Here is a 17,304-nt window from a genome sequence, read left to right on the forward strand (position 1 = left end):
GGGTCGACCGCGCACTCGGCCGGGTAGCCCTGGCAGAAGGCGACCCAGGCGAGGATCGGCTTGGCGGCGCCGACCGACGCGGCGGCGATGGTGGGGGCGGGCAGCGAGGCCAGGGTCTGCGCCGCGACCGGGGCGACGGCGGGGGCGAGAAGTGCGAACAGTCCGAGGCCGAGCGCCCGGATCACCGTCCCCTTGCTGCTGAACACCCGGCCCATCGCCACAACCCTCCGTCGATGGAGGCAGGATGGGGCCGCTCGCCCTCCGCGGCGCTGAAGCCGATCCGCGCAATTTTATCGATTCCCCGGTGCGACCGGACCGGCTCGCAACAGCCCGAACTGGACGCTGTGGCGACGCCGCGGATTGTCGGCATCGGGTTGAGGATCGGGAAACCTTGTGCCGCCGGATCGCGACCGCCCGATGTCGCAGCCGCACGCCGATGGGGAATCGGAGCGAACGCCGCGGGCGTGAGTCGGCCCCTCGCAGCGCTGGCCGCTGGCGGATCGGGTCGGCGGCGCGCCTGCGATGACGGCATCGCTCGGGATCGGCCGATCACGCGACGCGAGGCGCGCGCCGGTCGCCTGCGATGGCGGCTGTCCGAGGTCTCGGGCGCGCGGCGTCTACAGCGTCATGCCGTCGTGGAAGCGATCGGGGGAGAGCGGCAGCATGAACTGGACGCCGAAGCCGCCCTCGAAGTAGCGCACGAGCTTCCCCGGCGTGCTGCCGATCGTGACAGTCGCGCCGAGCGGGGGAACGTTCAGGCTGGCCAGGGCCACGCCCGACATCGAGATGTCGATGACCCGCGCCTTGATCTCGCGCCCGCTCTCCAGACGCACGATCACCGCCGGCTGCTTGGGCACGACGCGCTCGTGGGTCCGGCCTTCCGGCAGGCCGAGGATCTCGCGGTTGGCGAGCCAAGTGAGCTGCGAGGCGATCTTGTCGCGCTTGCGCGGCGTCGCCGAAAGCTGCACGGCGAATCCCCCCGGCGGATGCCGGGCGATGACGCCCTCGATCCGGCCGATATGCTCGAGGTATAGCACCACGCGCTCGCCGAGCTCGCCCACGACCGCGCAGGTCAGGCGGACCCCGCCGGGCGACATGTCGACGGTCTGGCACGGGTATTCGCGGCGATCCGACAGCATGTAGCGACCGAGCAGCGCCACCGGCACGCGCTGGTGGCGGCGCAGATCGGAGGCCTGCGCGAGGCGCAGCGTGGTAGTTCCCACTGGTGTCTGCGCCGTGTTCATTCCGAAGCCGGCTTGATCCGTTGGTGATCGGACTCAAAACCTAACGCGGTCTCGTTACGAAACCCTTTTTTCGGATGACGCAATCTCAGGTCAGATTCGGCCGCCGCGGTGGACCAGGAGATGGCCGCGACGGAAGGGGCTGCCGTCGTTGGCCGGCGGGGGGAGGGCACCGAACGAGCCGGCCTCCGAGGCGAGGATCGCGAGGCCGGCATCGCCGTCGGCCGAATCACCCCGAAACAGGCCGGCCTCGGGCCGGTTCAGCACCCGGAGTGAGAGCGTGTCGAGGCGGACGAGCGGCCGCAGGCCGAGCCAGGCCGGCGGGCTCACCGGGCTCAGGGTGCCGAGCGCCCGCGCCTGGGTGCGCCCGCGGTGGCGCAGCGGCAGGAGCAGGAACTCGAGGTCGATCGCCTCGCCGGCGCTGTTGGTGCCGCGCAGCCCCGCGACGACGCCGAGCGCGTCGTGCGCCACGATCTCGACCATCCGCCAGGGGTCGGCGGGCGCCGTGCCCCAGAGATCGGACAGGTGCGAGGCGCGCAGCTCCCGCCCGAACAGGGCGCAGACCCGGGTGCCGGCGAGCCGGAGGGTCGCGGTCCGGTGCGGCATGTCGATCTCGAGGATCAGGCTGTCGGCCAACAGGTGGCGGATCTCTCCCGGCTCGATTTCGGCGCGCTCCGGCGCACAGCGCTGGCCGCGGATCCGATCCCAGTAGCTGTGGAGCATGCGGCTCGTCGGATGCTTCATGAGTGTCCCGGAACGATGCACGGCGGCGTGACGATGGGTGCCGCTTCGGAACACCTGCGATCAGGCGCGATGCATCCGGCGGCAGTTCGAGACCCACGGCGCACAGCCTATGCCCCCGGCCGCGGCCAAGCTCGCGCAACCCTTCGTTAAGGTTAAGAAGAGGTTGACGTTGCGTGACGCGCGCCGCCGCACGACAGTGATCACGACAGCGTGACGGCTCGGGTTCGCCCCGCGCCGGCCACGCCTCCGGGTCGCCTTTGCGAGGGGCACGGAGGGATCGGGCGCTCGGCGCCCCGCCGTCTCCTGGTCCGGACGGCGCCCGAACCCGATGCGGGCTCGGAGATCCATCGCTTCAGGGAGGGGGTCCATCACCGGGCCGCCTCCCTTTTTTTGTTCGCCGACCGGCATTCCGGCCGCCGCCGTCGCCGCAGGCCCTTGCCCCGCGGGCCGCCGCGCCGACATGTGGCGCCATGGATGCCTCGCCCGATCTGCCGCGCCAGGGCCGCGTGCCCGTCTTCAACATGCCGGGCGTGGTCACCGTCTCGATCGGCCTCCTGCTCGCGATCCACGCGGTCCGCGAGATCCTGCTGCCGGACAGCTGGGACATCCGCCTGGTCCTCGACCTCGCGCTGGTGCCGTCCCGCTGGACGACGTGGCTCGACCCGGCCCAGGCCGACGCGGTGATGCGGGCGGCGAGCGAGGTCGGCGACGCCCAGTTCGCGGCCGCGCGCGAGGCCTTCGCCCGCTACGTGCTGACCGATCCCGGCCCGTACCTGTGGAGCTTCGCGACCTACGGCCTGCTGCACGGCTCTTGGATGCACGTGATCTTCAACACCGTCTGGCTCGCCGCCTTCGGCTCGCCGGTGGCGCGGCGCTGCGGTGCCTGGCGCTACGGCCTGATCGGGCTCGCCGGGACGGTCGCCGGCGGCGCGCTGCACGTGGCGATCGACCCGTTGAGCACCGCGCCGCTGATCGGCGCCTCGGCCGGCGTGTCGGCGCTGATGGCGGCCGCCGCCCGCTTCGTGTTCCAGCCGCCGCTGCCGGGCTACGGCACCCAGCCCTGGCAGCTGCCGCCCCGGCGGCCGGTCGAGACGGTGCCGGAACTCCTGCGCAACCGCACCGCGGTGACCTTCCTGGTGATCTGGATGGCGACGAACCTGCTGTTCGGCCTGATCAGCCTGCCGCTCGGCGCCGAGAGCGCCGCCGTCGCGTGGGACGCGCATCTGGGCGGCTTCGTCGTCGGCTTCCTGATGTTTCCGTTCGTCGATCCGCGGGAACCGGTCGCGCAATAGTCCGGGTGCGGGCGGGCACGACTGTTCCGCCGCCGGTCTCGGTCGGCGAGATCAGCATTGGCGTAGCGAACGGACCCCCGAGACGGTCGTGCCCGGCCTTGCCATGACGCGGCATCCGCCACACACTCGCGCGGAGCGCAGGCGCGATCCGGGATCAACCCGGGCACGTCGCGGTCGGCGCGCACCGTGGCTGACGGCGCGCGCGGCTTCACCTCCTGGGAGGGATCTTCATGACCATCGCACGCATCCTCGCCGAGAAGGGCGGGGACATCGTCACCATCACCCCCGAGCGGACCCTCGACGAGGCGATCCACCTGCTGGCCGAGAAGCGGATCGGCGCCCTCGTGGTCACCCACGGCGACGGGTCGGTCGCCGGCATCATCTCCGAGCGCGACATCATGCGGGCGCTGGCCAAGCTCGGCGGCGGCGCCTTCGATGCGCCGGTCTCCGCGCACATGACCGCCGAGGTCGTCACCTGCAAGCGCGCCACGACGGTGGAGGACGTGATGCAGCTGATGACCGACGGGCGCTTCCGCCACGTCCCGGTCTGCGAGGACGGCTGCCTGGTCGGCCTCATCTCCATCGGCGACGTGGTCAAGCGCCGGATCGCGGCGGTCGAGGCCGAGCATCAGGCGATGCGCGACTACATCACGATGGCCTGAGGCCGGATCGGGCCGCGCTCATCCGCGAGCGGGGTCGAGGGTGAAGTGCCAGAGGTCGGCATCGGCCGCGTCCTTCAGCGTCACCGTCATCTGCTCCGTCCGCCCGTCGACGGCGACGTGGCCGAAGAACTGGTAGCCCGCCGCCGGCGACAGGTTCACCTGTCCCTCCGGCGGCGCCTTCACGAAGCGCAGCTGCGGCCCGAACGTGTCGTCGAGCTTGTTCGGGCCGAACGTGCCCGCGTGCAGCGGGCCGGAGACGAACTCCCAGAACGGCTCGAACTCCTGGAAGCGGGCCTTGTTCGGATCGTAATGGTGCGCCGCCGTGTAATGCACGTCGGCCGTGAGCCACACCGTGTTGCGGATGTTCGCCGTCTTGATGAACCGCAGCAGGTCGGCGATCTCGAGCTCGCGCCCGAGCGGCGGCCCGTCGCCCTGCGCCACCGCCTCCGACCCGAAGCTCCGCTCGGGATCGTAGGTGACGACGAGCCCCAGCGGCATGTCGGCAGCGATCACCTTCCAGGTCGCACGAGACTCCGCCAGCGCTCGCTTGAGCCAGGCGAGCTGCACCGGCCCGAGGAAGTACGAGTCCGGACCGTAGCGGGTCTCGCGGTTCTCGCCGTTCGGCCCGCGATACGAGCGCATGTCGAGCATGAACACGTCGACGAGGGGGCCGTAGGCGATCTTGCGGTAGACGCGGCCGGGCTCGGCCGGCTCAAAGCGCATCGGCATGTATTCGTGGAAGGCGCGGGACGCCCGCACCTCGAGGGCCCGCACGTTCGGGTCGGCGTACTTCTTCCTGAGGTGCTCGGCGCGGGTCAGCGGCTCGCCGGGCCACCAGTTGTTGGTGACCTCGTGGTCGTCCCACTGCGCCAGGATCGGCACGGCCGCGTTCATCGCCAGCACGTTCGAGTCCGTCAGGTTGTACTTGTAGCGGCCGCGGAACTCGGCGAGCGTCTCGGCCGGCTTCGCCACCGCCTCGGTGACGCGGTTGCGCCAGAGGGTGCCGTCCGGCAGCGTCACCTCGGCTGCGATCGGCCCGTCGGCGTAGATCGTGTCGCCGGAATGCAGGAAGAAGTCCGGGCGGTTGCCCAACATCGCTTTGTAGATCGTCATGCCGCCGCGGGCCTCGTCGATGCCCCAGCCCTGGCCCGCCGTGTCGCCGGACCAGCAGAACGAGACCGAGCGACGGTCGGCCGGCGCGGTGCGGAAACGGCCGACCTGGGCCGGCCCGCGGATCGTCGGGGCGGCCAGGTCTTCCAGACGGATCCGGTAGAGGATGTCCTGCCCCGGCGGCAGATCGGTGAGCGCGACCTTCACGGTGCCGTCGGTTTCCGGCAGCGCGTCGGCGACCGTGCCGCCGCGGATCTCGGAAAAGCTCTCGGTGGTGGACCATTCGACGATCGCGCGGCACGGCCGGTCGGCACGCGCCCAGACGATCGCGGAGTCGGAGCCGACGTCGCCCGATTGCAGCCCGTGGGTGAGGATCGGCCGGTCGGCGGCGCGGCTGAAGCCCGGCCTGGCGAGGCCGGAGGCGAGCCCGACGAGCCCGGCCCCGCCGGTCAGCAGGAGTTGGCGGCGGCTGGACACCATCGGGTCGGCTCCTCGCGGCGGGCGGGCACGGTGCCGATCCCCGACGTGAGGCCGCATCGCAGGCCGAGACGACAGTTGCGTGACGTATCAGGCCCGCGCGGCCGCGGCCTGCACCATCGCCCGGATGCGGGGCAGGGCGGCCCGCGTCGCCGCATGGCCGGCGGCGATCCCCTCGGCCGCCCGGTGGAACTCGAACTGGCCCATGGCGGCGAGATCGGGCCCGATCGCGCAATCGGGCGGGTCCCGCTCGAGGCGCGCGCGGGAGATGCGGTCCTGCGTGATGTTGAACGCGTCGAACATCACCCGGCCGATGCCGGGCCCGGACGGCGCGACCCGGCGGTTGCGCAGGCCGGCGAGCAGGTTCCAGCGGCGTGCGCCGACGGCGGTGACGACCTGCTCGACCGGATCGACCGCCTCGGGCTCGATCACGCCGCCCCGCAGCCGCGGATCGCAGGCGAGGCTCACGCCGATGACGAGGTCGGCGCCCATCGCGCGGGCCAACGTCACCGGCACCGGGTTGACCAGCGTCCCGTCCATCAGCAGGCGCCCGTCGCGCTCCACCGGCGCGAACAGCCCGGGCAGCGCGTAGGAGGCGCGCAAGGCTTCGATCAGCGACCCGCGGGTGAGCCAGACCTCATGCCCGGTGCCGAGCTCGGTGGCAACCGAGGCGAAACCCACGGGCAGGTCGTCGACAAGACGGTCGCCGAGGTCGCGCACCAGCCGCCGGCGCAGGCGGTCGCCGCCGATCAGGCCGGAGCCCGACAGGCGCGGGTCGAGAAGGCCGAGCACCCGGCGGCGGGTGAGGGAGAGCGCGAACTCGGCCAGCGCGTCGAGCTTGCCCGCCGCGAAGCAGCCGCCGACCACGGCGCCGATCGAGCAGCCGGCGACGACCGCCGGATGGATGCCGGCCTCGTCGAGGGCGCGGATCACGCCGATATGCGCCCAGCCCCGGGCCGCACCGCCGCCGAGCGCCAGCCCGATCCGCGGTTCCCAGGGCGCCGCGTCACGGGTCGGCTCGACGGTTCCGGGGGCGATCGCGGCGGGTGCGGCGTGCCGCAGCAGGGCGTGCGCGCCGCTCATGCGCCGGCGGGATGCAGAACCGCGCGGCCGTCGGGATCGAGGGTGACGCCGCGGTAGAAGCACGCCCGGCGCCCGGTGTGGCAGCAGCCGCCGTCGCCGCCGACCGCGACGGTGATCAGCAGCGCGTCCTGGTCGCAATCGGTGCGCATCTCGACGACGCGCTGGATCTGCCCCGAGGTCGCGCCCTTGTGCCAGAGCTCGCGGCGCGAGCGCGACCAGTACCAGGCCTCGCCGGTCTCCAGCGTGCGCTGCAGGGATTCGGCGTTCATGTGCGCCAGCATCAGCACGCGGCCGTCCTGCGCGTCGACGGCGATGCAGGCCACGAGCCCGTCGCGGTCGAAGCGCGGGGTGAAGGCCGTGCCTTCCTCGACCTCGGCACGGCTACCGGGCGGATCGAACGGGACCATGGACGACCATCTCCGCGCAGAGCGCCTGAACCTTACGCCTTCCCGCCGCGGACCAGCGTCAGGAACCGCACCTGCTCGCTGGCGTCCTCGCGGAAGGCGCCGCGGAACTGGGTGGTGATGGTCGAGACGCCCGCCTTCTGCACGCCGCGCATCGCCATGCAGAGATGCTCGGCCTCGACCAGGACGGCGACGCCGCGGGGCTTGAGGATGCTCTCGATCACGTCGGCGATCTGCGCTGTCATCGTCTCCTGCGTCTGCAGGCGGCGAGCGAAGGTGTCGACGACGCGGGCGAGCTTCGACAGGCCGACGACGCCCTTGGTCGGATAGTAGGCGATGTGCGCCAGCCCCATGAACGGCACCATGTGGTGCTCGCAATGGGAGTAGAACGGGATGTCGCGCACCAGCACGATGTCGGAATAGCCCTCGACCTCCTCGAACACCCGCTCGAGCAGGGCGTCGGCGTCGACGTCGTAGCCGCCGAAGAGCTGGCCGTAGGCCTTGACCACGCGGGCCGGGGTGTCGAGCAGCCCCTCGCGGTTCGGGTCGTCGCCGGCCCAGCGCAGGAGCGTGCGCACGGCGGCCTCGGCCTCCTCGCGGCTCGGGCGCGCCAGCGCGATGCCCTCTGGCACGCGCGTCGCGGATGCGGGCTTTCTGGCAATGTCCTTCGTGGCATCCTCCGCAACCTCCAGCGCGGCCGTCTCGGCACGGCGCTCGGCGAGGCTCGCCACCACGCGATCGTTGTCGTTGCGCATGACGCTCAAGCTCGGCTCGGCCTCGGGAACGGGCCGGCTGGCGCCGTAGGACAGGGATTTGAGCGCGGCATCCATGGCATCTCCAGCCCGCGCCACACGGGCCTTCATCGTGGTACTGTCCGGCTTGGCATACATGCGGTCGAACCGTCTCGGAGCCCGGAAGGCTCCGGGCCGGCGCCCCGGTTGTTACGGTGTCCGTGGCCGTGGGCGCGACCCTGGTCGACGAGCCGCCTCCTCGCGAAACGGCGTCACGCGGCCTATATCGTCGTTCTTGCACGATCGCGCAATGCACGGCGCGCGGGGCAGGCCCGGACCGTCCGGGGACGAAGCGCGGCGATCGCACGGATCGACCGCGCGACGATCGAAACCGAGGACAAGGATCGGCAGGCGCCCATGCTCGACGACATCTACAACCGGCGCATCCTCGAACTCGCCGCCGACATCCCGCGGCTCGGCCGGCTTCCCGCGCCGGACGCCAGCGCGACGGCGCATTCGAGGCTCTGCGGCTCGACGGTGACCGTCGACCTCGTGCTCGGCCCCGACGGGACGGTGGCCGATTTCGCCCACGACGTGAAGGCCTGCGCGCTCGGCCAGGCCTCGTCCTCGCTGATGGGGCGGCACGTGGTCGGCTCCAGCCCCGGCGAGCTCCGGGCGGTGCGCGAGACCATGCGCGCGATGCTGAAGGCGAACGGCCCGGCTCCGGAAGGCCGTTGGGCCGACCTCTCCGTGCTGGAGCCGGTGCGCGAGTTCAAGGCGCGCCACGCCTCGACTCTGCTGACCTTCGACGCGGTGGTGGACGCCCTCGACCGGATCGAGGCCGGCAAGCAAGCCGCCGCCTGACGCGATGCTGCGGCGGGCCGCCCACGTCGCGATCCGCGGCTACCAGCTCACACTGTCGGGCCTCGTCGGCCGTCAGTGCCGGCACTGGCCGAGCTGCTCGGACTACGCCGACGCGGCGATCGCCCGGCACGGGCTCTGGCCCGGCGCCTGGATGGGGTTTTCGCGGATCTGCCGCTGCGGCCCCTTCGGCACCCACGGCATCGACCTCGTGCCCGACGCGTTGCCGCCGCGGGCGCGCTGGTTCCTGCCCTGGCGCTACGCGCGCTGGCGCGGGGTGAACGCGCCGGAAAACCCGTTTTCCTGCGATGCGGTCGAGGCCTCGGACGGACTGGCCCGGGTGGCGGCACCAGACCGCGGCTGAAGCGCCGCGGGCCGCGCCCGGCGAACCTGCGGCGATGCCGGCCTTGCCAGCCGGTCACGAACCGCCGCACACTCCGAGCCCAGAACGACGCCAGCGTCGCCCCCCGGCCGCAAGGCCCGACAATCGAGACGGAAACCCCATCGGCATGAGTCAGGGCTCGTCCGCCACCTCCCTCGACGACGGCATCGTCGCCACCGCCGAAAGCTGCCTCGCTTCCGTGGGCCAAGCGCGGGAGGCGATTCACGGGGTGATCTTCGGGCAGGAGAAGGTCGTCGACCTCGCCCTCGTCACGATCCTGGCCGGCGGCCACGGCCTCCTCGTCGGGCTGCCGGGCCTGGCCAAGACCAAGCTCGTCGAGACGCTGGGCACGGTGCTCGGCCTCGACGCCCGCCGGGTGCAGTTCACCCCCGACCTGATGCCGTCCGACATCCTCGGCACCGAGATCCTGGACGAGGATGCCGACCGGCGCCGGTCGTTCCGCTTCGTCAAGGGCCCGGTCTTCACCCAGCTCCTGATGGCCGACGAGATCAACCGGGCGAGCCCGCGCACGCAGTCGGCGCTGCTGCAGGCGATGCAGGAGAACTTCGTCTCGGTGGCCGGCGAGCGCCACGACCTGCCGCGGCCGTTCCACGTGCTGGCCACCCAGAACCCGATCGAGCAGGAGGGCACCTATCCGCTGCCCGAGGCGCAGCTCGACCGGTTCCTTCTGGAGATCGATGTCGGCTATCCCGACCGCGCCGCCGAGCGCCGCATCCTGATCGAGACGACCGGCATCGCCGACCAGGGCGCCAAGGCGGTGATGTCGACCGACGCGCTGCTGACCGCGCAGCGCCTCGTGCGCCGCCTGCCGGTTGGCGAGGCGGTGGTCGACGCGATCCTCGACCTCGTCCGCTCGGCCCGCCCCGACAGCGGCGATCCGCTGGTGAAGGGCAAGCTGATGTGGGGGCCGGGCCCCCGCGCCAGCCAGGCCCTGACCCTGGCGGCGCGTGCCCGCGCGCTGATCGAGGGCCGCGTCGCCCCCTCGATCGCCGACGTGAAGGCTTTGGCCGAGCCGGTCCTGAAGCACCGCATGGCGCTGAGCTACGCCGCGCGCGCCGACGGCGATACCGTCGAGGGGCTGATCGCCAAGCTCGCCGAGAAGCTCTAGCGCGTGGCGGCCGCCCGCGCCCTCGAAGCGATCCCGCGCGTCCCGGGCCGGCGGGAGAACGAGGGCGCGGTGGCGCTCTCCGACCGCATGCCGCGGCTCGTGCTGGAAGCCCGCCGCGTCTCGTCGATGCTGGCGCACGGGCTGCACGGCCGTCGCCGCGCCGGGCCCGGCGAGAGCTTCTGGCAGTTCCGGCCCTTCGTGAACGGCGAGGCGGCGGCGCGGATCGACTGGCGCCGCTCGGCCCGCGACGACCGGCTCTACGTGCGCGAGCGCGAGTGGGAGGCCGCCCACAACATCTGGCTCTGGATCGACCGCTCCGCCTCGATGGGCTTCGCGTCCGATCTCGCGCAGGCCGCGAAGGTCGAGCGCGCGCTCGTCCTCGGGCTGGCGCTCGCCGACGCCTTCGTCGACGGCGGCGAGCGGGTCGGGCTGCTGGGCCTCACCCGCGCGACCGCATCGCGGAAGATCGTGGAGGCGATGGCGCAGGCGCTCGTCGCGGACGTGCCCGGCCTGACCCAGGACCTTCCGCCCCGCGCGGCCCCCGCCCGCTTCGACGAGGTGATCCTGATCAGCGACTTCCTCACCCCCCTCGACCGCGTCGCCGCGGCCGTCCAGGAAATCGCCGGCCGCGGCAGCCGCGGCCACCTCGTCGTCGTCGCCGACCCGATCGAGGAGACGTTTCCGTTCGCGGGACAGGCGGTGCTGCACGACCTCGAATCCGGGTTCTCGCTCGACGTCGGCGACGCCGCCGCCTGGGGCGACGCCTATCGCGGGCGCATCCGGGCGCACAGGGCCGGCCTGTCCGAGATCGCCCGCGGCATCGGCTGGACGCTGACCCTGCACCGCACCGACCGCCCCGCGAGCGAGGCGGCGCTTCGCCTCGCGACGCTGGTCGCCGCCGCCCGCGGCACGGGCTAGGAGGGCGTCGTGCTCGGATTGACCTTCGCCGCCCCCTTCGCGCTCGCCGCGCTGATCGGCCTGCCCGCCCTGTGGCTGCTGCTGCGGGTGACGCCGCCGCGCCCCCGCCGGATCGATTTCCCGCCGCTCAAGCTCGTCGCCGACTTGGCTGCGCAGCGCCAGACGCCGGCGCGGACGCCGCCCTGGCTGCTGATCCTGCGCCTGCTCGCCGCCGCCGCCCTGATCCTCGCCGTCTCCGGCCCGGTCTGGAACCCGAGCGGCGTCGGCGCCGGCGGCGGACGCAAGGCGCTGCTGGTGATGGTCGACAACGGCGTCTCCGCCGCCCACGACTGGCGCGACCGGATGCGGGTCGCGACCGATGCCGTCGAGGGCGCCGCCCGCGACGGCCGCCCCGTCGGCGTGGTCGGGCTGGCGGACGCAGCCGCCGCGATCGAGGCGCGGACGCCCGCTGCCAGCCTGGAGCGGCTGCGCGCGCTGGCGCCGCGCCCGCACCTGGCCGACCGGGACGCGCATCTCCAGGTCCTGGCCGGCTTCCTCGAGCGCAATGCCGGCGCGGGCATCGTCTGGATCAGCGACGGCGTCGCCGGCATCGAGCCCGCCGGCTTCCCCGGCCGTCTCGCCGAGCTCGTCGCGTCGTCGGGCGCCGCCCTGACGATCCTGCGCGCCGAGACGCCGCCGGCCCTGGCGCTGACCGCGTCCGAGACCGGGGGCAAGCTCACGGCCCGGGTGCTGCGCGCCGCCGCCAACGGCCGCGACGCCGGCCTGGTGCGGGCGCTCGACCCGAAGGGCCTGCCGCTCGCCGAGCACGACTTCGCCCTCGCACCCGACGCCACCGACACCGAAATCGCCTTCGACATGCCGATCGAGCTGCGCAACGGCGTCAGCCGCATCGAGATCGCGGGCGAGCGCTCGGCCGGCGCCGTCACGCTGGTGGACGAGCGCGGCAAGCGCCGCCGCGTCGGCCTCGTCTTCGGCGGCACCAACGACCAGGCGCAGCCGCTGCTGGCGCCGACCTACTATCTTTCCCGCGCGCTGCAACCCTTCGCCGACGTTCAGGAGGCGCGCGGCGCCAAGGGCATCGCCGACCAGGTCGGGCAGCTGCTCGACAACCAGGTGACGGTGCTGGTGCTCGCCGACGTCGGCGCCATGGACGACCGCACCGCGGCCCGCGTGCAGACGTTCGTCGAGAATGGCGGCCTCCTGCTGCGCTTCGCCGGTCCGCGGCTCGCCGCCGGCAGCGATCCGCTGGTGCCGGTGCGCCTGCGCCGCGGCGGGCGGACGCTCGGCGGCACCCTCTCGTGGGACAGCCCGAAGACGCTGGCGCCGTTCGCGCCCGAGAGCCCGTTCGCGGGCCTGGCGCCGCCTGCCGACATCGGCGTGCGCCGCCAGATCCTGGCCGAGCCCGACGGCGACCTGCCCGGCCGCACCTGGGCCTCGCTGCAAGACGGAACGCCGATCGTCACCGCCGAGCATCGCGGGCAGGGGCTCGTGGTGCTGTTCCACGTCACTGCCGACACGACGTGGTCGAACCTGCCGCTGTCGGGCCTGTTCATCGACATGCTGCGCCGGGTGGTGGCGCTGGCGGGTTCCTCGGCCGCCCCCGCCGAGGGCGGCCCGCGCCCGGCCGCGGCGATCCTCGCCCCGCGGCTGGCGCTCGACGGCTTCGGCGCGCTCGGTACCCCGCCGGCCTCAGCCACCGCGGTGCCGGCCGACTACGCCGACCGCGCCTCGCCGGAGCACCCCCCGGGCTTCTACGGTCCCGCCGACGGCGGCACCGCGGTAAACGCCTTGCGGACCGAAGACCGCCTCAGGGCGCTCGACCTCGCGCCGCTGAACGGCGCCCGCACCGGGACGCTCGCCGGTGCCGAGACCCTGGACCTGCGCCCGAGCCTGTTCACGCTGGCGCTGCTGCTTCTGGTGCTCGACACGCTGGCCGGGCTCTGGCTCGGCGGCTTCCTCAACCGCGGCTCGGGCGGACTGGTCGGCCGCCTGCGCGGCCGCGCGGCAATGCTCGCGATGGCGGGCGTGCTCGTGCTCGGCGGCCTCGGCGCGCCGCCGGCGCGGGCGGAGGAGCCGCCGGCGAACCGCCCGAACGGCATCGAGTCGGCGCTGGTCACGCGGCTCGCCTACGTGGTCACAGGCGACGCGGCGGTCGACGACGCGAGCCGGGCCGGTCTCACCGGCCTGACTCAGATGCTGGCCTCGCGGACCGCCCTGGAGCCGGGAGAGCCCGCCGGCCTCGACCCGGCCAAGGACGAGCTGGCGTTCTATCCGCTGATCTACTGGCCGATCGCGCCGGGCCGGCCCCAGCCCTCGGAAGCGACGATCCGGCGGGTCGATGCGTTCATGCGCAACGGCGGCACCGTCCTGTTCGACACCCGGGACGCGCTGACGGCGCGGGCCGGTGGGCCACCGACGCCGGAGGCCGCCTACCTGCGCAAGATGCTGGCGACGCTGGAGATCCCGGAGCTTGAGCCGGTGCCGTCCGACCACGTGCTGACGAAGGCGTTCTACCTCGTCGACAGCTTTCCCGGGCGCTATGCCACCGGCCAGACCTGGGTCGAGGCGCTGCCGCCGGCCGCCGAGGGCACCGAGCGCCGCCCGGCGCGGGCCGGGGACGGCGTCAGCCCGATCGTCATCACCGGCAACGACCTCGCCGCCGCCTGGGCGATCGACCGTCGCGGCGACCCGCTCTACCCGGTGGTCGGCGGCGACCAGCGCCAGCGCGAGATGGCGTTCCGCGGCGGCGTCAACATCGTGATGTACACGCTGACCGGCAACTACAAGGCGGACCAGGTCCACGTGCCGGCCCTGCTGGAGCGGCTGGGACAGTGAGATCTCTTCGCGTTCAGGCCAGCTCTTCTCCCTCCCCCCTCGGCGGGGGAGGGTACCCTGCGCAGCAGGGGGGGAGAGGGGAGCGACAGTGCCGGATACGGCGCTCCCCTCTCCCGACCCTCGCTGACGCGAGGCCCACCCTCCCCCGCGGAGGGGGGAGGGAGCATGCGCGGTGCGCGCGCCCAGGACACAAGGCTCTCACCCCATGCTGAGCCTCAGCTTCACGCCGCTGCTGCCCTGGCCGGTGCTCGCGGTGCTCGCCGTCGTTGTGGTGCTGTTCGCGGTCCTCGCCTTGCTGGCGCGCGGCCGCACGGCGATCCTCCGGGCGCTGGCGCTCGGCCTGGTGCTCGCGGCCTTGGCCAACCCTGCGCTGGTGCGCGAGGATCGCGAGCCGGTGAAGGACATCGCCGCGGTGATCGTCGACCGGTCCGGGTCGCAGGCGCTCGGCGATCGGCCGGCGGTAACCGACCAGGTCCGGTCAGAGCTGCAGCGCCGCTTCGGCGCGCTGGCCAACATCGAGCCGCGCTTCATCAACGTGCCGGACGCCGCCGGCGACGACGGCACCAAGCTGTTCTCCGCGCTCGGGCAGGCGCTCGCCGACGTGCCGCCGGAGCGGCTGGCCGGCGTCGTCATGCTCACCGACGGCGTGGTCCACGACATCCCGGCCTCGCTCGCCGCGCTCGGCATCAAGGCGCCGCTGCACGTGCTCGTCACCGGCCACCCGGACGAGCGCGACCGGCAGATCAAGTTGCTGGAGGCGCCGCGCTTCGGCATCGTCGGCAAGGACCTGACGATCCGGGCCGAGGTGATGGAGCGCGGCGGCACCGGCTCGGCCGTCGTCGCCCTGCGCCGCGACGGCGAGGAGATCGGGCGGCGCACCGTGCCGACGGACAAGCCCTTCGACCTCACCGTCAAGATCGAGCACGGCGGCCCGAACGTCGTCGAGATCGAGGTCGAGCCGTTGCCGGGCGAGCTGACCACGGTCAACAACCGCGCCGTGCTGCCGATCGAGGGGATCCGCGAGAAGCTGCGCGTGCTGCTGGTCTCCGGCGAGCCGCACCAGGGCGAGCGCACCTGGCGCAACCTGCTGAAGTCCGACGCCAACGTCGACCTGGTGCACTTCACCATCCTGCGCCCGCCGGAGAAGCAGGACGGCACGCCGATCTCCGAGCTTTCGCTGATCGCCTTCCCGACGCGCGAGCTGTTCGTTCAGAAGATCAAGGACTTCGACCTGATCATCTTCGATCGCTACGCCAACCAGAGCGTGCTGCCCTCGGCCTACTTCGACAACATCACCCGCTACGTCCGCGAGGGCGGCGCGCTGCTGATCGCGGCGGGCCCGGAATTCGCCGGCCCGGCGAGCCTCGCGCGCACCCGGCTCGCCGGCATCCTGCCGGGCGACCCGAACGGGCGGGTCGTCGAGCAGCCCTACAAGCCGACGGCGACGGCCACCGGCAACCGCCATCCGGTGACGCGGGCGCTGCCCGGGGGCGACGCCACGCCGCCGGCCTGGGGCGACTGGCTCCGCATCGTCGCGGCGCAGCCGCGGGCCGGCAACCAGCCGCTGCTGTCGGGCGCCGAGAACCTGCCGCTGCTCGCGCTCTCGCGCGAGGAGAAGGGCCGCGTCGCCTTGATGCTGTCCGATCACGCCTGGCTCTGGGCGCGCGGCTACCAGGACGGCGGCCCCTATCTCGACCTGCTGCGCCGCCTCGCGCACTGGCTGATGAAGGAGCCGGCGCTCGAGGAGGAAGCGCTGCGCGCGCAGATGACCGGGCGCGGCCGCGAGGTCCGCGTCGAGCGCCAGACCATGGCGGAGGCGACCGATCCGGTCACCGTCACGAGCCCGACCGGCAAGGTGAGCACCCTGACCCTGAAGCCCTCGGAGCCGGGACTGTTCGGCGCGACCTTCGAGGCGGCCGAGCTCGGCCTGCACACCCTGCGCTCGGGCACGCTGGCCGCCTTCGTCAGCGTCGGCCCGCCGAACCCGCGCGAGCTCGCCGACGTGTTCAGCGATACCGAGCGCCTGAAGCCGGTGGCCGACGCCTCCGGCGGCTCGATCCGGCGGGTGGCGGACGCGTCGGGGGCCGTCGCGGTGCCCCGGCTCCAGAGCGTGCGCGGCGGCCGCCTCTCCGGCGCCGACTGGATCGGCTTCCGCCCGAGCGACAGCGCGGTGATCCGCGGCGTCGAGGTGTATCCCCTGGCGCTCGGGCTGGCAGCCCTGGCGCTGCTGGCCGCGGCCGTGCTGGCGATGTGGCTGGTGGAAGGCCGGCGCGGGCGGGCGGCGTAGGCGACGAGTTCTCGCGTCGATATCGAAGCATCAGCGCGTTTCCCTCCCCCCTCTGCGGGGGAGGGTGGGCCTCGCGTCAGCGAGGGTCGGGAGAGGGGAGCGACCTCTCCGAACAACGCGCTCCCCTCTCCCGACCCGCTTCGCGGGCCACCCTCCCCCGCAGAGGGGGGAGGGAAGAGGCGGTGGCTTCACTCCTGCTCGCGCCGAAGATCACCTCAGCAGCCGCTCAGCCGCGCAGATCCGAAAAGAACCGCGCGATCTCGGCCGCTGCCGCGTCGGGCTTCTCCCGATGCGGAAAGTGCGCCGCGCCGGGGAACGGCGCGAGGTCGAGGTCGGTGAAGTAGTCCGACAGGCGGTCGGTCCAGGCGTAGGGGAAGAGCGGCGAGGAATCGCCCCAGCGGATGCAGGTCGGGACCGCGATGGGCTTCGGCGCGGGCGCCTCGCCGCGGATCATCGCGAGCCGCCCTTCGTTCTGGCTGAGATACCAGTCGAACCCGCCCTGCAGGTTGCCGGGCGCGAGGAAGTTGTCGACGAAGGCGTCGAGCACGTCGTCGAAGGCGTGCGGGTTCGGGCCGGACCAGTGTCGCAGGATGCCGCCGATATAGGTCCGGCAGGCCTCCCGCGACGAGCCGACGAGATCGGCCGCGTAGGGCATCAGGTGGAAGGACTGGTACCAGATCTCGCGCAGCTTCTCGGGCGCGCCGAGGCGCGGGCCGATGCCGCCGTAGGGGCAGTCGAAGAAGAACAGCTTCCGGAGCCGCTCCGGCGCCATGTGCCCGAGCCCCTGCGCGACGTAGGCGCCGACGTCGTGCGAGACCACGCCGACGCGGGCGACGCCGAGCGCGTCGAGGAGGGCGAGGATGTCCTGCGTGTGGACCTTGACGCCGACCCCGTCGTTCGGCGCCGCATCGGGCTTCCCGGTCGCGCCGAAGCCGCGCAGGTCCGGCGCGATGCAGGTGAAGCGGTCCGACAGCCGCGCCATCACCGGCTCCCAGGTCAGCCAGAATTCCGGCCAGCCGTGAAGCAGCAGCAGCGGGGGGCCGCTGCCGAGCCTGGCAACGTGCATGTCGAGGCCATTCAGTGGGATGGTGTCGTGGCGGATGCTCGGCATCGGTGTTCCTGTCCTGATCGCCTCCAACGCGCCGGAG

General features: G+C 73.0%; 15 protein-coding genes and 1 pseudogene. 8 read left to right on the top strand and 8 right to left on the bottom strand.

Annotated features, from left to right (window positions below; all coding sequences use genetic code 11):
• The 3 genes and pseudogenes from MKK60_RS23510 to MKK60_RS23520 all read right to left on the bottom strand — a co-directional run.
• Positions 1 to 215 (bottom strand): annotated as a pseudogene (locus MKK60_RS23510) (transglutaminase-like cysteine peptidase); the annotation flags it as partial.
• Between the two features lie 402 nt (positions 216 to 617).
• Positions 618 to 1,244, bottom strand: a complete 627-nt coding sequence (locus MKK60_RS23515) for a PilZ domain-containing protein (RefSeq protein ID WP_147728270.1) — start codon at positions 1,242 to 1,244, stop codon at positions 618 to 620.
• Positions 1,245 to 1,334: 90 nt separating this feature from the next.
• On the bottom strand, positions 1,335 to 1,985 hold the full coding sequence (locus MKK60_RS23520) for a PAS domain-containing protein (protein WP_147728269.1): 651 nt from the start codon (positions 1,983 to 1,985) through the stop codon (positions 1,335 to 1,337).
• A 470-nt stretch (positions 1,986 to 2,455) separates the two neighbouring features.
• Between MKK60_RS23520 and MKK60_RS23525 the strand changes: the two genes are divergently transcribed.
• Together MKK60_RS23525 and MKK60_RS23530 are read left to right on the top strand one after the other, a co-directional pair.
• Positions 2,456 to 3,277, top strand: coding sequence for a rhomboid family intramembrane serine protease (locus MKK60_RS23525; protein WP_147728268.1), 822 nt, complete (start codon positions 2,456 to 2,458; stop codon positions 3,275 to 3,277).
• A gap of 230 nt (positions 3,278 to 3,507) precedes the next feature.
• Positions 3,508 to 3,939: a CBS domain-containing protein gene (locus MKK60_RS23530; RefSeq protein WP_243988784.1), complete on the top strand. Its 432-nt coding sequence runs from the start codon at positions 3,508 to 3,510 to the stop codon at positions 3,937 to 3,939.
• Between the two features lie 18 nt (positions 3,940 to 3,957).
• Here MKK60_RS23530 and MKK60_RS23535 read toward each other — a convergent pair whose 3' ends face one another.
• The 4 genes from MKK60_RS23535 to folE form a co-directional block, all read right to left on the bottom strand.
• The gene (locus MKK60_RS23535; RefSeq protein WP_243988785.1) at positions 3,958 to 5,529 is read right to left on the bottom strand and encodes an alkaline phosphatase D family protein; all 1,572 of its coding nucleotides are present in this window, start codon (positions 5,527 to 5,529) and stop codon (positions 3,958 to 3,960) included.
• 87 nt (positions 5,530 to 5,616) lie between these two features.
• Complete coding sequence (locus tag MKK60_RS23540) at positions 5,617 to 6,609, bottom strand: patatin-like phospholipase family protein (protein WP_243988786.1); 993 nt, start codon at positions 6,607 to 6,609, stop codon at positions 5,617 to 5,619.
• On the bottom strand, positions 6,606 to 7,016 hold the full coding sequence (gene hisI / locus MKK60_RS23545) for a phosphoribosyl-AMP cyclohydrolase (RefSeq protein ID WP_147728538.1): 411 nt from the start codon (positions 7,014 to 7,016) through the stop codon (positions 6,606 to 6,608). The genes MKK60_RS23540 and hisI overlap by 4 nt, the downstream gene beginning before the upstream one ends.
• 32 nt (positions 7,017 to 7,048) lie before the next feature.
• On the bottom strand, positions 7,049 to 7,903 hold the full coding sequence (gene folE, locus MKK60_RS23550; RefSeq protein ID WP_147842278.1) for a GTP cyclohydrolase I FolE: 855 nt from the start codon (positions 7,901 to 7,903) through the stop codon (positions 7,049 to 7,051).
• Positions 7,904 to 8,161: 258 nt separating this feature from the next.
• Between folE and MKK60_RS23555 the strand changes: the two genes are divergently transcribed.
• The 6 genes from MKK60_RS23555 to MKK60_RS23580 all read left to right on the top strand — a co-directional run bounded on the left by MKK60_RS23555 (position 8,162) and on the right by MKK60_RS23580 (position 16,156).
• Complete coding sequence (locus tag MKK60_RS23555) at positions 8,162 to 8,608, top strand: iron-sulfur cluster assembly scaffold protein (protein WP_147842289.1); 447 nt, start codon at positions 8,162 to 8,164, stop codon at positions 8,606 to 8,608.
• 4 nt (positions 8,609 to 8,612) lie between these two features.
• A complete protein-coding gene (gene yidD, locus MKK60_RS23560) occupies positions 8,613 to 8,969 on the top strand; it encodes a membrane protein insertion efficiency factor YidD (protein ID WP_147728535.1) in 357 nt (118 codons plus the stop codon).
• Between the two features lie 145 nt (positions 8,970 to 9,114).
• On the top strand, positions 9,115 to 10,116 hold the full coding sequence (locus tag MKK60_RS23565) for an AAA family ATPase (RefSeq protein ID WP_147728534.1): 1,002 nt from the start codon (positions 9,115 to 9,117) through the stop codon (positions 10,114 to 10,116).
• Positions 10,117 to 10,119: 3 nt separating this feature from the next.
• On the top strand, positions 10,120 to 11,034 hold the full coding sequence (locus tag MKK60_RS23570; protein ID WP_243988787.1) for a DUF58 domain-containing protein: 915 nt from the start codon (positions 10,120 to 10,122) through the stop codon (positions 11,032 to 11,034).
• Between the two features lie 9 nt (positions 11,035 to 11,043).
• Positions 11,044 to 13,869, top strand: a complete 2,826-nt coding sequence (locus MKK60_RS23575; protein ID WP_243988788.1) for a DUF4159 domain-containing protein — start codon at positions 11,044 to 11,046, stop codon at positions 13,867 to 13,869.
• 205 nt (positions 13,870 to 14,074) lie between these two features.
• Entirely contained in the window at positions 14,075 to 16,156 is a 2,082-nt protein-coding gene (locus tag MKK60_RS23580; protein ID WP_243988789.1) for a hypothetical protein, read from the top strand.
• 226 nt (positions 16,157 to 16,382) lie between these two features.
• Here the strand turns inward: MKK60_RS23580 and MKK60_RS23585 are convergent, their stop codons facing one another.
• Entirely contained in the window at positions 16,383 to 17,267 is an 885-nt protein-coding gene (locus MKK60_RS23585) for an alpha/beta fold hydrolase (RefSeq protein ID WP_243988790.1), read from the bottom strand.
• Positions 17,268 to 17,304 lie beyond the last annotated feature (37 nt).

The organism is Methylobacterium sp. J-092, assembly GCF_022829325.1.
Classification (GTDB): domain Bacteria; phylum Pseudomonadota; class Alphaproteobacteria; order Rhizobiales; family Beijerinckiaceae; genus Methylobacterium.

Coding starts and splice junctions, on each gene's coding strand:
- MKK60_RS23515 (WP_147728270.1), bottom strand. CDS start 1,244: ATGAACACGGCGCAGACACCAGTGGGAACTACCACGCTGCGCCTCGCG.
- MKK60_RS23520 (WP_147728269.1), bottom strand. CDS start 1,985: ATGAAGCATCCGACGAGCCGCATGCTCCACAGCTACTGGGATCGGATC.
- MKK60_RS23525 (WP_147728268.1), top strand. CDS start 2,456: ATGGATGCCTCGCCCGATCTGCCGCGCCAGGGCCGCGTGCCCGTCTTC.
- MKK60_RS23530 (WP_243988784.1), top strand. CDS start 3,508: ATGACCATCGCACGCATCCTCGCCGAGAAGGGCGGGGACATCGTCACC.
- MKK60_RS23535 (WP_243988785.1), bottom strand. CDS start 5,529: ATGGTGTCCAGCCGCCGCCAACTCCTGCTGACCGGCGGGGCCGGGCTC.
- MKK60_RS23540 (WP_243988786.1), bottom strand. CDS start 6,609: ATGAGCGGCGCGCACGCCCTGCTGCGGCACGCCGCACCCGCCGCGATC.
- hisI (WP_147728538.1), bottom strand. CDS start 7,016: ATGGTCCCGTTCGATCCGCCCGGTAGCCGTGCCGAGGTCGAGGAAGGC.
- folE (WP_147842278.1), bottom strand. CDS start 7,903: ATGTATGCCAAGCCGGACAGTACCACGATGAAGGCCCGTGTGGCGCGG.
- MKK60_RS23555 (WP_147842289.1), top strand. CDS start 8,162: ATGCTCGACGACATCTACAACCGGCGCATCCTCGAACTCGCCGCCGAC.
- yidD (WP_147728535.1), top strand. CDS start 8,613: ATGCTGCGGCGGGCCGCCCACGTCGCGATCCGCGGCTACCAGCTCACA.
- MKK60_RS23565 (WP_147728534.1), top strand. CDS start 9,115: ATGAGTCAGGGCTCGTCCGCCACCTCCCTCGACGACGGCATCGTCGCC.
- MKK60_RS23580 (WP_243988789.1), top strand. CDS start 14,075: ATGCTGAGCCTCAGCTTCACGCCGCTGCTGCCCTGGCCGGTGCTCGCG.
- MKK60_RS23585 (WP_243988790.1), bottom strand. CDS start 17,267: ATGCCGAGCATCCGCCACGACACCATCCCACTGAATGGCCTCGACATG.